The 13742-nt window shown below is 49.7% G+C and carries 16 protein-coding genes, 1 tRNA gene and 1 pseudogene; 13 read left to right on the forward strand and 5 right to left on the reverse strand.

Going from position 1 to position 13742, the window contains the following annotated elements; translation table 11 throughout:
- Positions 1 to 62 precede the first annotated feature (62 nt).
- The 12 genes and pseudogenes from K9N21_02270 (at position 63) to K9N21_02325 (ending at position 10446) form a co-directional block, all read left to right on the forward strand.
- Positions 63 to 278, forward strand: a complete 216-nt coding sequence (locus K9N21_02270) for a hypothetical protein (protein ID MCF8142726.1) — start codon at positions 63 to 65, stop codon at positions 276 to 278.
- An 11-nt stretch (positions 279 to 289) separates the two neighbouring features.
- A complete protein-coding gene (locus K9N21_02275; protein ID MCF8142727.1) occupies positions 290 to 751 on the forward strand; it encodes a hypothetical protein in 462 nt (153 codons plus the stop codon).
- 22 nt (positions 752 to 773) lie between these two features.
- Entirely contained in the window at positions 774 to 953 is a 180-nt protein-coding gene (locus tag K9N21_02280) for a hypothetical protein (GenBank protein MCF8142728.1), read from the forward strand.
- A gap of 805 nt (positions 954 to 1758) precedes the next feature.
- Positions 1759 to 2880 carry a DGQHR domain-containing protein gene (locus K9N21_02285; protein ID MCF8142729.1) on the forward strand — a complete coding sequence of 374 codons (1122 nt, stop codon included), beginning with the start codon at positions 1759 to 1761 and terminating at the stop codon, positions 2878 to 2880.
- Positions 2881 to 3009: 129 nt separating this feature from the next.
- Complete coding sequence (locus K9N21_02290; protein ID MCF8142730.1) at positions 3010 to 4029, forward strand: adenine-specific methyltransferase EcoRI family protein; 1020 nt, start codon at positions 3010 to 3012, stop codon at positions 4027 to 4029.
- Positions 4030 to 4033: 4 nt separating this feature from the next.
- Entirely contained in the window at positions 4034 to 5116 is a 1083-nt protein-coding gene (locus K9N21_02295; protein MCF8142731.1) for a DUF262 domain-containing protein, read from the forward strand.
- 124 nt (positions 5117 to 5240) lie between these two features.
- Positions 5241 to 5707 (forward strand): annotated as a pseudogene (locus K9N21_02300) (putative molybdenum carrier protein).
- Positions 5708 to 6124: 417 nt separating this feature from the next.
- Complete coding sequence (locus K9N21_02305; GenBank protein ID MCF8142732.1) at positions 6125 to 7162, forward strand: HNH endonuclease; 1038 nt, start codon at positions 6125 to 6127, stop codon at positions 7160 to 7162.
- 11 nt (positions 7163 to 7173) lie between these two features.
- Positions 7174 to 7698, forward strand: a complete 525-nt coding sequence (locus K9N21_02310; GenBank protein MCF8142733.1) for a thermonuclease family protein — start codon at positions 7174 to 7176, stop codon at positions 7696 to 7698.
- Between the two features lie 222 nt (positions 7699 to 7920).
- Entirely contained in the window at positions 7921 to 8244 is a 324-nt protein-coding gene (locus K9N21_02315; GenBank protein MCF8142734.1) for a hypothetical protein, read from the forward strand.
- Positions 8245 to 8259: 15 nt separating this feature from the next.
- Positions 8260 to 8463: a helix-turn-helix domain-containing protein gene (locus tag K9N21_02320; GenBank protein ID MCF8142735.1), complete on the forward strand. Its 204-nt coding sequence runs from the start codon at positions 8260 to 8262 to the stop codon at positions 8461 to 8463.
- A 327-nt stretch (positions 8464 to 8790) separates the two neighbouring features.
- The gene (locus tag K9N21_02325; protein ID MCF8142736.1) at positions 8791 to 10446 is read left to right on the forward strand and encodes a hypothetical protein; all 1656 of its coding nucleotides are present in this window, start codon (positions 8791 to 8793) and stop codon (positions 10444 to 10446) included.
- Positions 10447 to 10815: 369 nt separating this feature from the next.
- On the opposite strand, the gene K9N21_02330 is transcribed toward K9N21_02325, so the two are convergent.
- Positions 10816 to 11034 carry a hypothetical protein gene (locus tag K9N21_02330; protein MCF8142737.1) on the reverse strand — a complete coding sequence of 73 codons (219 nt, stop codon included), beginning with the start codon at positions 11032 to 11034 and terminating at the stop codon, positions 10816 to 10818.
- A gap of 83 nt (positions 11035 to 11117) precedes the next feature.
- Between K9N21_02330 and K9N21_02335 the strand changes: the two genes are divergently transcribed.
- Positions 11118 to 11306: a hypothetical protein gene (locus tag K9N21_02335; GenBank protein ID MCF8142738.1), complete on the forward strand. Its 189-nt coding sequence runs from the start codon at positions 11118 to 11120 to the stop codon at positions 11304 to 11306.
- Positions 11307 to 11331: 25 nt separating this feature from the next.
- Here K9N21_02335 and K9N21_02340 read toward each other — a convergent pair.
- The 4 genes from K9N21_02340 to K9N21_02355 all read right to left on the reverse strand — a co-directional run bounded on the left by K9N21_02340 (position 11332) and on the right by K9N21_02355 (position 13395).
- Positions 11332 to 11407: transfer RNA gene (locus K9N21_02340), tRNA-Phe, on the reverse strand.
- Between the two features lie 58 nt (positions 11408 to 11465).
- Positions 11466 to 12074: a hypothetical protein gene (locus tag K9N21_02345; GenBank protein MCF8142739.1), complete on the reverse strand. Its 609-nt coding sequence runs from the start codon at positions 12072 to 12074 to the stop codon at positions 11466 to 11468.
- Between the two features lie 117 nt (positions 12075 to 12191).
- Positions 12192 to 12689 carry a ribonuclease HI gene (rnhA, locus tag K9N21_02350; protein ID MCF8142740.1) on the reverse strand — a complete coding sequence of 166 codons (498 nt, stop codon included), beginning with the start codon at positions 12687 to 12689 and terminating at the stop codon, positions 12192 to 12194.
- A 52-nt stretch (positions 12690 to 12741) separates the two neighbouring features.
- A complete protein-coding gene (locus K9N21_02355) occupies positions 12742 to 13395 on the reverse strand; it encodes a redox-sensing transcriptional repressor Rex (GenBank protein ID MCF8142741.1) in 654 nt (217 codons plus the stop codon).
- Between the last annotated feature and the right edge of the window lie 347 nt (positions 13396 to 13742).

Below are 13742 nucleotides of genomic sequence, written 5' to 3' on the forward strand. Positions count from 1 at the left end.
ACGATGACTAATAGTTTCTGTACAGATTTTCGGCAAATTATTTGTATTTTTAAGGAGAATCCTTGTCAAACGAGAAAGATCAACGAATATTCGAATACCTTGCCGCGCTGGAGGACGTCAATAATCAGCTGATCCTCGCGCTCAAAAAATGCGTGGAGGTCCTGGCGCAATTCCAAAATTTTGTACCGGACCCGCATGGCTGGCAGGAGATGCTGGATCTCTTTGAGGTGACGATCAGGGAGGGGGAAAGGGTTGCCACGGACAAGACGCTGCATTGATCGAGCACGCCATGCCCTCCCCTTCACGCGATTCGGTGTTTAACAGGACGGTTCTCTCCAGAATTCTGTTGCTGACAATCCTGTTTACCGGGATTGGGGTGATCGTGTACTGGGATTTTTCCCGGGTTGAAAAAGACTTTTCAAGGCTGAAAGCCCTGCTCCAGGAGTCCCGTTACCGGGCCATCACCCTGGACAAGATGATTATGGTTCAATTTCTTGGAAAAATTGTGAAGGTCACGGATGGAAAAACCGACAAGATCTTGTGGATCCTCATTGTCCCGACCCTGCACCAGGTCAATTATGACACCACGCTCGGCGACGACACGATCGTTTTTGACGGGCACGGGACAGCGGCATGGAACAAGAGAGAGCATGGCGGTGACGTGCGGCTGAAATCGTGGCTGGGGTTCCGGAAAAATATCGCCGTGAATTGTACGGGGTTGGTGAGTGAGGGGGTGTATCCGGGGCAGTGAACCAGGGGATCGAGGGCGTGGAATGGCTGAGAAGGTGGATGAAAAGGAAATCGTGACCTTCAAGGAACTCCTGATGAGCCAGGTGATCCAGCTGGACGCCGTGACGCAGTTATTGATCGAAAAGGGGCTCATTACGGAGGAGGAGTTTTACGCGAAATTGAAGGCGGTGCAGGGGGAGTATGAGAGGAGGGGGAAAGAGTGAGGGGTGCGGAAGGGCTTCAAGTGGAACCGATCAGATTTTCGTAGTCTCTCGGTAAAGGACCGAAAAACGCCTCAACGGTCCAGAGCAGGATGTTCCATATCATCGATATCTTACGCCGATGATATCCAACAATGAAGAGGGCCAACGAGACAGTTTTTGTCAGTTTTCGGCAAATTTTGACACTTTTTCCTCAAAATTGATTGATTTAAATTCCATCATTTTTCAAACCGAATAGGATCGACGAGGTATGCACCCTATGTCTTTGACTTCGGCATTTGATGATTTCGCTGATGATTTCCTCGCGGAAAGGACGCCGCGGTTGATGATCATTGTCGGCGCGTCAAAGGTTGACGCTTTGTTGTATGGGATCCTAGCTGCGTACCTCCTGCCGAAGCGAGCAAAGTCACGCGAACAGGATGAACTGCTGGAAGGTGATCGACCTCTTGGGACGTTCAGTTCTCGTATTAAGATCTGTTATCGCTTGGCCATTGTCGACGAATCTCTTTATTTGGTTCTGGAGACGCTCAGGTCAATCCGTAATGCGAGTGCACATTCCATTGCGTTCGATACGGGAAAGTCCCCCATACGTGAACATATCTCAGAACTCCGCAAACGGGTTGAACCACGTTCGTCGTACAAGTGGACCAGAGAACGTTACTTTGCCAACTCGTCTCTGAGCACAGTAGAAGAAGTTCAGTGTCTTCTTCTGACAATCTGCGTACTTCTAGAGGGCGTCAGGAAAAAGACTACTCGGACAAAGGCCAACAAGACTACAATGGCAATTTCGAAACGCTAAAGGAGAATCATGAAGAAGAAGAAGAAAGCATCTCCACTCCTGTGTCCCGCCGTTCGGGCTAAGGTTCTCGGCGTCAATGTGTATCGCGGATTTGCGAAGTTGTGTGAATTGGCAGAGGTTTCACGCGCAGACATCTATGACGCGCAGAGTAACCCGAAGGGAACGCAGAGAGACCTGAGCGCAGCGCATGCACGCGACGCCTACGAGTACGTCAAGAACCATGACTTGGGGTTTTGGCCGGAGGTCTTTTTGTGCGCCCGGAATAACAACGTGGTGACTTTCCAGCCACTCTCGGACGAGATGCCCGATCTCGGGTTACTGGAAATCGATCTCGCAACGGCCAAGAACAAGTCGATCATCGCCATTTCGCGTGTCGACGGGAACCACCGACTGCACTACGCCGATGGTGCCGAGTCGGGTTACGGTCGTATTGAGAAAGTGGTGTCCTTCTGTTTGGCTTACGACCTGAGTCGTGCGGAAGAAATTCAGCTGTTCAAGGACATCAACAAGAACCAGAAACCCATGAACACCAGCCACCTTGACGGGATTGAGGTTAGGTTGACGCCCCAAGAAGAACTCAAAAAGAGAAATCCTGAACTCTACATCGCACAACGTCTGCATCGGGACAGCAGAAGCCCCTTGAGTGGTCGCATATACGAAGGGGGCAAGAAACCTGTTGGCGTAGACATTCCCTTGCGAGGAATGAAGACGGGCATCCAGTACATGCTCTCGCGCTCCACTCAACTTCCACGCCTTCCGGATTCCGAGGCGAAATACCGAGTCATAAGAAACTATTTTGAGGCTGTCAAACTCTGGCAGCCCAAAGCATGGGCGGAGCCCAAGGCATATATCCTGCTGCGCGGGTCCGGGCTCTGGGCGGTTTGTTTCTTGGGCGCGCATGTGATCGACAGGGCGCTCTTACAGGATCAGTTCAAGGCGAAGGAAATGCTTGCCATTCTTAAGTCTGGAAAGAACTGGGACTGGAGTAGGAAGGGCGATTTCATCGGTCTCGCTGGCCGAGGTGGCGCTCTTGAAATCAGCAACCGCATTGCGCAGAAACTGACCGACGATGGCCGCATGTCCACCGACCAACTCTTTGATCGGATCATGGCAGACGAAAAGGACTCGTGACCATCGGACGACTGAGAGCGCAGAACAACCGCCTGCAACACTACGCCGGTTCCGCTGCGCTCCACCGGCGAAGTTGAGGCGAGACGTTAGCCCTTCGATACAAAGACCGACCGAAAGGAAACGCGAAGAATGTCGAGGAAGCCGTCCAATCGAGACCTTCGTGCCGCTGCGGCTGCGAAGAAGGATGAGTTTTACACCCAGCTCACGGACATAGAAAAAGAGCTACGGCATTACACAAAGCATTTCAAGGGGAAGACCGTCCTGTGCAACTGCGACGATCCAAAGGTAAGCAATTTTTTCCACTACTTCTCGCACAACTTCGAGAAGCTCAGCCTGAAAAAGCTTATCACGACCTGTTATAGGAATTGTAATGCCGACCTGTTCAGCAAGCACAATGCGGAGAGTGGAATCTACCTTGAATACGACGGAGACAAAAAAGGTAACCGCGTCCCTGATCCAGAGGAAATCGGCATCTACAATTTCAAAGGCGACGGCGATTTCCGTAGCGCGGAATGTATCGACCTGCTCAAGCAAGCGGACATCGTCGTCACCAATCCGCCCTTTTCCTTGTTTCGCGAGTACGTTGAGCAGTTGGTAAAGTATAAGAAGAAGTTCCTCATCATAGGGCATATTAACGCTGTTCACTACAAAGAGATCTTTAAGCTGATTAAGGTAGGTAAACTCTGGTTGGGGGAAAGCATCCATAGCGGCGATCGAGAATTTGGCGTGCCGGATCACTATCCCCTACAAGCAGCAGGTTATCGCATTGACGAGAAAGGCAACAAATACATCAGGATCAAGGGCGTTCGCTGGTATACCAATATGGACAACCCCAATCGCCATGAACTACTTCCGCTCTACAAGACATACTCTGCTGCCGAATACCCCCGCTACGACAATTTCGACGCGATCGAGGTCAGTAAAACTAGTGAAATACCTTGCGACTATGGCGGCTTGATGGGTGTTCCTGATGCTTTCATAGACAAATACAATCCCGATCAATTTGAACTCATCGGCATACCGTTCGGCGATCTAGGCAAAGCAATAGGCGTAACGAGGAATTATCGGGGTCGAACGGACATTGCGATTACCAACGACGGCAAATCACGTTGCCCATATTCAAGAATAATCATTAAGCGGAAGAAGTGACAGCATGAAGATCGAACTGAAAGAGATCACGATAGAGAAGCTGAGCAATGGCTTTGTGGATAACGAAGAACAGGGCGTCGTGGCCTACGGCGGAAATCTCGACATTCGTCCTCCCTATCAACGGGAGTTTATCTACAAAGACAAGCAGAGGGATGCGGTGATCGACAGTGTCCGGAAGGACTTTCCGTTGAATGTGATGTATTGGGCAGTGCGGGAGGACGGCAATTACGAAGTCATCGACGGCCAGCAGCGCACACTTTCCATATGCCAATACTTCAATGGAGACTTTTCAATCAACGGGCTGGCGTTCCACAACCTTCAGGATGACCAGCAAAGGCAGATTCTCGATTACAAACTGATGATCTACTTCTGTTCCGGGACTGACAGCGAAAAGTTGGACTGGTTCAGAATCATCAACATCGCTGGGGAGGAACATACCGATCAGGAATTGCGCAACGCCGTGTATGCAGGGCCGTGGACGGCCGATGCCAAGAGGTATTTCAGCAAGACGGGTTGCGCGGCCTATGGGCTGGCAAGCGACTATCTGCGGGGCAGTCCGATTCGGCAGGAGTATCTGGAAACGGCTATCTCTTGGCGTTCGGGTGGAAAGATTGAGAAGTACATGTCGAAGCACCAGCACGATGAGAACGCGACGCCACTGTGGCAGTACTTTCAGAAAGTCATCGGCTGGGCGAAAGCGACGTTCCCGGAGTATCGGCGAGAGATGAAGGGAGTGAATTGGGGAACTCTCTACAATCAGTTCAAGGACGAAGAGTTTGATACGGACAAGCTGGAGAAGCAGGTTGCCAAGCTTATGATGGATGATGATGTCACCAGGAAACCCGGAGTCTATCCGTATGTATTGGACGGGGATGAAAGGCATCTAAACATTCGTGCATTTACCCCAAACATGAAACGAGAAGCGTACGAGAGACAGAAGGGCGTCTGCGTGAAGTGCAAGAAGAGGTTCGCCTTTGAAGAGATGGAAGGCGATCACATTAAGCCATGGCACGAGGGCGGGAAGACGGAGGTAAAGAACTGCCAGATGCTCTGCAAGGAAGATAATCGAAGAAAATCGGGGAAATGAAGAAAGTCAATGCTATGCACACGGACGGGAATTCCGCTACGCTCCATTCCGGCTGATGGCTGGCGTCAGCTATCCATAACCATACATGGAAAAGCATCACTTAAACTCATTACAATCCCCTACTATGCCGACGCAAACCATAACCAAAATCATCTCAGGCGGCCAGACCGGCGCCGACCGCGCGGCCCTCGACGCGGCCATTGATCTCGGCATCCCTCATGGCGGCTGGATCCCGAAGGGCCGAAAAACTGAAGACGGCACCCTCCCGGACAATACCAGCTTCAGGAGATGCCGACAGCAAACTACCCCGCACGAACCGAGCAGAACGTCATCGATTCGGACGGTACCCTGATATTATCCCATGGCAAACTGACGGGCGGATCTGCGTTAACCAAGAACCTGGCTAAGAAGCATGACCGGCCATGCCTCCACATCGATTTTAACAAGACCAACGATTTCAGAGCGGCCCGGGAAATAACCGAATGGATCGTCGAGAACGAGATCAAGATCCTCAGCGTGGCAGGCGCGAGGGCGAGCAAGGACCCTGAGATCTACGAGGCCACCCTCAAGGTCCTTAAAACAGTCCTTTAAGCCCACAACAAGGGTTTTGGACATGGAAAAAGTCAGTAAGGAAAATGCCCTGAAGATTGCGATGGAACATGCGTCGAGGGTCGAGCCTCGCATATTTATGATTACCGATACCCTGCCCTCCAATTGCGCTGTATATAATGTGCCCAAAGACTGTTGGTATGTATTGTGTTCCTATGATTCGGCGCCTTGCTGTCTAAGGAGCAGCCGTTTAATATGCGTTTCTAAGGCGACTGGAGAGGTCGTTTATGACGGTTCAGCTAACGATGAAGGATGAAGGCGACACTCATCAAAATGGCTGATTCACAATCTCGTTGTTACCGAGGAAAACGTCAGGATAGAGGATCTTGAGATATAGAGGAAAGGGAAGGACCCATTCACTTCAATTAGGAAAACAGTTAGTTGGGAGGGAATCTTACGGTGAACAAGGCAGAGTATTCAGAATACCTAAACCACCCGCTTTGGATCAAGAAAAAAGAGGAAGCTTTACGTCACTATGGGAGAGTTTGCCAACGATGCGGATCTTCTACAGACATAAATGTCCATCACAAGACCTATTCACCCGGCAAAATGCCTTGGGAATATCCTATAGAAAATTTCCAGGTCTTGTGTGAAGAGTGTCATCGAAAAAAGCATAACATTACACCTACTACAAAGATTTGTAGAACCTGTGGAAAGCAAATCTCTGACAAATACGATTATTGTTTTTCTTGCTATAAAAGCCTTAATCTTAAAATGGAGAATCGTGTAAGAAACCTCGAAACCCAAATATCAGCGATCGGCAGAGAAACCTCAGCAGCAAATGCCAACGAAATAAAGCGGCTCAGAGAAGAACGCGAGACAATGCTTGCAAATATGAGGCGCATCCAGGCCAGCCTCAACAGCCTTCAAGAAGATAGACAAGAAGTGCAAACTCAAGATGATCATCCCGAAAAGAGATCGAACAGGAAGCCAGAGGTCTTTATCGTCCTTATCATCCTGGGTTTGTTAACGGGGGCTTTTTTCTTCCATACGCTGAGATCGGAATCAAACACAGAGTCAACGTTAGTCAGCGAAGCCGTTTCCACTCCACCGCTTAGGGCCGTAGTTTCTCGATCCAATGAGCCGAAGGAAATCAAAGCTCTTGCGAAACCTGATAACGATAGGATGCGGCTCGGAGAAAATGCAAAAGATTTTGTTCCAATCAGCCAGATATATCGGCATATTGGCAGGGTCATAACAACAGTGGCAATGGTTTCACAGGTCATTTATGCTGAAAACGGGAATGTTTATTTGAACCTCGGAGGAACCTACCCTAACCACAAGCTCGCATTGGTGATTTTCAAGGGAGACAAGGTAAAGTTCGGAGATCTGAAATACTTTGAAAACAGACTGATAAGCGCCAGAGGGAAGCTCAGCGAATTCATGGGTCGCCCCCAAATCATTATCAGAAGCCCGTCACAAATAGAAGGCTTATAGCAGTGAAATTCATGCCAGGATATTCGGTCATTCTGGCTCTGAGAGGCAGACAATGGCGCATCAATTTCTTGAAGGCCCTTGTTGTTTTCCCGCTGCTGCTTTCTATTTATCCCTCCACGTGGTGGCGCTGGTCCGGACCGGTAGTGCATATATGTGACGGAGACACCATCACGGTCCTGAGAGGGTCGGAGAGGGTGAGGGTGCGTCTCTACGGTATCGACACCCCTGAGAGATCTCAGCCGTCCGGAGAAAACGCCGCGGCTTTCATGTCGGCGCAGGTCTTCGATAAGGTGGTAGAAATCCGGAAGATGGACGTCGACCGGTACAAAAGGATCGTGGCCGTCGTTTCGGTCGGGGACCTCAATATCAACCGTCTCCTTGTTGAATACGGCTACGCCTGGGTATATGATCGCTACTGCAAGGCGGAATTTTGCGCCGAATGGAAACTGGCCGAAGCGGAGGCCAGGGAGGCCAAACGCGGCTTGTGGAAGAACCCTAAAGCCGTCCCTCCATGGGAATACCGGCGGTCAAAGTAAGAGCAAGCTGAACGGACGCGACCCGACATGTTTTGCGAATGCGCCATATGCGGATACAGGAAGACCATTACGAAGGATTTCACCAAATGGCCGGACATCCCCGGCCGCGCCGACCTGTATCCCGTTACCAGGAATGGAAGGCCGGACGGCCAATTAAACGGCTTCATTTGTTCGCGATGCATAAAAAACGCTAACTCCATGCGCGTCTTCATCAAGACCTTAATGGCCGGCGTGCAGGTCACAGACCACGCCGCTTTGAGATTTATTGAGAGAGTCACGAGCGGTATAGATATTGCGACTGCAAGGGTGGCCGTTCTGCGGGCCTTCTCCAAGGCCCGGAAGATACGGTTTAAGGATCAGTATATGTTCAAGCGGTTCTGGAATAATAATTTCGAAGAAGCCGACTATTACTGGATCAGCGACCTGGTTCTTGTGGCAACCAAAAAGGAGCCCAAAACAATCCTGACCGTCGAAAAACTTCAGGGGAAGGCGTTTAACAAGGATTTCTTCCTGGCAGATGATCAGGGTAGCGAACCTACAACATAATCACAGGGGTGTCCTATGGCCGAAATCATGACCACCAGAGAGCTGTCTCCCTATTTGCGGCTTCACGAAATCACTATCTGCAAGTATGTGGAAGAGGGGGTAATCCCGGGTGTGCGGATCGGCAGGGTCTGGAGGTTTGACAAGGCCGAAATCGACAAGTGGATAGGCGAGTCGATGGCAAACCAAAAAGGAAAGAAAATGCCGAAATCCAAGCGATGAACCATGCGAGGGCCTGCGCAGCCATAAAGGCGGGCTAGGAAAGCCGGATCATTGACGAGGTGGTTGTGTATGATAGCAAGTTTGAGGTTGGGTAGGGCGGGGAGCGGTGCAATACCGATTTCACAACATACGTGGGCATATATGCTAGTTTTAGTGGGCCAAAGTCTTTGAGATTGCTGAAGGATCTTTTCCTTTCGGATAGTTGATAGATGGAATTAGTGCCTGAAGATTCACTTAAGCCACTGGTATTGTGGATGACGCTCAATCTGGATGATCTCGCTTTGCTAAAATAGTAAAATTGTCAAAATATTGCCAGAGGAGTGAGAGATGAAAAAACTGAGGACAGCTATACTTTTTGTGATTGGACTGAGTCTTTTTACATCGGGCTGTAAATGGTCTATATTGAGTGTTACAGGTCCAACCGGCGTTTCCTCTGGTCAGACGATTGTAATTAATATATCAGGTTTCAGCGAGGGTGAAGCAGAGTCCCCAACTCAGTATGGTTTGATCCTCCAACTGCCTGAAAGTTGGGTGGTTGAATCGGCGACAGCAACAGTTAGCTCGTCCACTTATAATCTTGTAGAGAATACAGAATATGCAGCTCTTTACTCGTCAGAACCAGGTTACAAGATTTGGGTGGGGACCGCAACAGAACCATCAAGTTCAACAAACCCCGGCACTGCTACCGTTCAAATTTCAGTTGGTGATTGCCCGGGCCAAGGTCAGATCAAGGCTGCTTCCGGTTCTTATCGAAATGGAGCGTGGGTTACTGACGATCCCCTTGGTCAATTCGATTTCGGGAACATAACTGAACAAAAGTACATTCATTCATTTGATTGCTGCACATGGAGACGGCAAGACACGCCAAGTCCCCTCAACCATCTCAAAGGCGTGTGGGGCAACTCTGCCAGCGACGTCTTTGCCGTAGGCGTGAATGGCACCATTTTGCATTACAACGGTACCGCTTGGAGTTCCATGACCAGTGGTACAACAAGTACTCTGAACGGTGTATGGGGAAGTTCTGGAACCTTTGTTTTTTGCGTTGGGGCCAATGGCACGATCCTTCATTACAATGGTGCCGTTTGGACTTCCATGGACAGCGACACAACCAGTAACCTGAATGGTGTGTGGGGAAAGGCTGGTTTCGGCGTACTTGCCGTTGGTGATAATCAGAATACAATTACCCAATATACTGGTAGTAATTGGATTTCAAAGACGTTGCCTGGCGCGTGTTCCTCAACGGAGCTGTTTGGCATATGGGGGAGTGCCAGCGATGACATTTTTGCGGTAGGAAATCTTCGATCTTTTTTCCGGTCTGATGGCTATCATTGGAGTTGTAGTCAGCTCTACGGTGGGGATATGTACGGCATCTGGGGAAGTTCTGGATCGGATGTGTTTGCGGTCGGGGCCTATATAAATGAATTTTGGGACGACCACCCTATAGCCCATTATGACGGTTCTTCCTGGAGTGCCATGGCTAATGATACAACCAATGGCCTTTACGGGGTATGGGGCAGCTCTGCCAGCAACGTTTTTGCGGTAGGAGCAAATGGCACAATCCTGTATTACGATGGTAACGCCTGGAATTCCATTAGCAGCGATACAACCAATACATTGAGGGCAGTTTGGGGAAGCTCGGACACTGATGTTTTTGCCGTAGGCAATAATGGTACGATCATCCACTATGGCCCGCCTATAAGTTTGTATGTTGACATCGAGGAACAATGTGGTGGTTTAGCCCCCTGCTACCCTACAATCCAGGCAGCTATAAATGCGGCAAAGAATTGGGACGCGATAAAGGTTAAAGAGGGGAACTATAAAGAATTCCCGACAAACGCTATGCCGGTGACGGTGACTATCAGCGGGGGCTGGAATAATACCTTTACAGAACGAACTGGGACAACTGAGATATATGCCCCGCGTGCAACAGGAGGAGGGACCTTGAAGGTGCAGCCGAACATCAAGGTAGTTGCACCACAGTAGGAAAAATGTGCGACACCTCCCCGCCAGTTTTGTTCATTAGCCCGATTATTCTGAGACAGCAAGCAAGGAATCCGGGCTACTTGAGTGCATACATGGCTTTGATAATACAGGGTTTTCTCAACCTGGCGTATAGCCAGGATCTCCGCTGCCAGCATGAAGGGTGTAAGCGCCGCCACAGATCCAAACAATCTCTTGATATTTAACCTCGATATCTGCTATCAAAAAATAAGAGGCTGACAGGTTATTTCCACTTATGACGCCTTCTCCCCGAGGGATGAAATAGAGGACGGGAAAGGCGTGACAAATGGTGCGCTTTAGCTGAGGCGCTGGGAAATCAAAATATCCTGTCGGGCCTCTTTTTTTTGGCCTCTATGCCATTTTGCCTGTCTTACCGGGTCCGCCCAACTTATTCAATATCTCGCCGATGGCTTTGCGAAACCCGTATCCGCCGATCATGGCGCCGAGCGCTATAATCCCGTCCCCGATGGCGTCAAGGGAGGGCTCAGCGGCAAAATAGGACAAAGCCTTTGCGGCAAATCCGAGGCCTGCTGTGACCGCCCCGGCAATGCTCTTCCATCCCAGATTCATGAAGGCCTCCTTCTTAACCTGCTTGGATTTTCGATATAAATCAAACAGGGTCCATATGAATCTGAGGTTCATTTTTCAGCGTCATGCGGAAAGAGAAAGATACACGCCGCGTCAATGAACAGGCTGCAGGCCATTTTGACAGGTATGATATCGTCTCCGATTCAGACCTGAAAGCGGCAACTGCAAAACAGGAGACATTTTTTGGAGCTGCTACAGTTTCTGCTACAATCGGCAAAAATAACGAAAAAGAGGTTAACCACCCCAATGGCTAACCCCTTAATCTTACTGCGAAATGTGTGGTGCCGAGACCAGGAATTGAACCAGGGACACGGGGATTTTCAGTCCCCTGCTCTACCGACTGAGCTATCTCGGCAAGAACTTAATGGTGATGTATAACAAGAGATCATTATCAGGTCAAGAGCAATTTCAAGCTAAGAGATCTTTTTGTCGGTTTCTTCGATCTCCATATCCAGTTCCAGCGGTTCAATCTCCAATTCAAAGAAATCCGGCTCATCTTCCTCCGCTTTGCCCGGGGTCTCTTCTTCTTTATCCCAAGTCACACCCTCTGCCAGGGAAGGGTTATCCGGTTGCCTGTCGCTTTTTGTCGGCTCCATGGCCTCGCTTTCCCAGAAATTCCCTTTTTCGAGTTCCTCTTCTTCAGATATTGCCCTCTCCGGCTCAAAAAAAATCTCATTTTCTATTTCCATTTCAGGGCTGGATACTTCTGCTTCGGAGCGAAAAGACATCAGTTCCGGGGACTCATCGGAAAGCTCATCCAATGAAATGGTCAGTTCGTCTTCCGCCTCGTCCGCTTTCCCCACTGCGGGCGTTTCAGGCCCCTCCAATGGAGGGATGTGGTCAAACCGGAGCGGTTCAGGTGCCGCGTCGGAAAGGCTGTCGAGGGAAATCAATAGTTCCTCAGCATCTTCCGCGGATGCCGCGGATGGCCGAATACGCGTCTCAATCGCTGGGACTTCGGCATCACCGGTCAACACGCCCAAAAGGGATAGAGGTCTAGGCTTGAAGGACGGAAAATTCATCAGGTCTCTCTCATGAGAGAGGTCATTTCCACATTTCGGGCAGGCCTGATTGTAATCAAAACTTATAAAATTGCACTTCGGGCATTTCATCGGCGTCTCCTTACAACTGCTCGGCCTTCATGGAGTACTGATGCTGTCAGCCGCGGGCATCTCGGGGTCGGATGTCTCATTGCATTTTTTCAATGCATTTCTCGCCAGCCAGTCACATCGCTCGTTTTCCGGATGCCCCTGGTGTCCCCGCACCCACTTCCATTCAATTTGATGCGGCCTGCTCAAATCCAGAATCTCCTCCCACAGATCTCTATTCAGGACCGGTTTTTTTTGAGAATTGACCCAATTTCGCCTGATCCATCCGGGTATCCACTCTGTCATACCCCGCATCACATATGTGGAATCGGTATACAGCGTGATCCTGCAAGGTCTCTTGAGCTGCCGGAGGGCCTCTATCACAGCCATCATTTCCATCCGGTTATTGGTGGTGTTCGAAGCGCACCCGGAGATCTCCTTGATAACATCGCCGTATCTGAGCAATGACCCGTACCCCCCTGGTCCGGGATTTCCACTGCACGCCCCGTCTGTGAAAATCTCAACGACCTTGTCTTTGTTTTCTGTCATTCTTGTCCAGAGGTTTCAACGGCCTGATATAAAAAGAATTCCTGAAACAGCCCTAGTTGCGACCCCCTCCTTTGGCCTCATGATGAAACTTGCAGACAAGTACGTCCAACATCACCGTAAAATCGATGTTTTCGACCAGGCAGCACTCAGGGACACTGATCCGTGTAGGGGAAAAGTTGAGGATGGCGTTTACATGGGCGTCCAAAAAAAAGTCTGCCACTTTCTGCGCTGCGGAGGCAGGTGTGGTGATGACGCCGATCTCCACATCCAGTTCCACGACAGCATCTCTCAATTCATCAATGTTCCTGATCTTCAATCCCGAGGGAAGCCTTTTTCCGATTTTATCCGGCGCATTGTCAAAGGCGGCCACGCACTTGAAGCCTCTCGCAGAGAAATTATGATGTTGAACAAGGGCGGATCCCAGTTTGCCTATTCCGACAATCCCCAGATTCCAATTGCGGTTGATGGCTAAAATATCTTTTATGTGGGCCTGCAGATCTATTACGTCATAGCCCACCCCCCGGATGCCGAATTCTCCAAAATATCCGAGGTCTTTCCTGACCTGGGCAGAGTTAACCTGGCACAGCCATGCCAATTTCTCAGAAGATACCACTCGGTATCCATCGAATTCAAGGAGTTCAAGCTGTCTGTAGTAGATGGAGAGTCTTGTAATTGTAGCTTTTGGAACTTTCTCTGATTTAGGCATTTCTCAGGCGCTCAATTTCATTTTCAATATAGATTTCAATACCCTGTACTCTTTAGGGGCCTGCAAACGACACGTCGGCCCAGCATATTTCATCACCCACCGCCCCTGGTCAGGGGGGGACTTTGTCAGGAAATGCATTATAGGATAACAGGCCGGACGATTCAAGGGGGTTTGCGGTGGTGCCCTCTTCAATTTCAAATTCTCTGAAACCAGCACGTTCAGATCATTGTCCCACCAAAATTATGATGACAACCTTTTTTCAATGCTATATAAATAACCCTTTGAAACTGTGTGGAAAATTTTGATCATCGTCTGGAGATTCGATTTTTGATGAAAACTTCTAACTC

It is taken from the genome of Deltaproteobacteria bacterium (assembly GCA_021737785.1).
Taxonomy (GTDB): Bacteria; Desulfobacterota; DSM-4660; order Desulfatiglandales; family Desulfatiglandaceae; genus AUK324.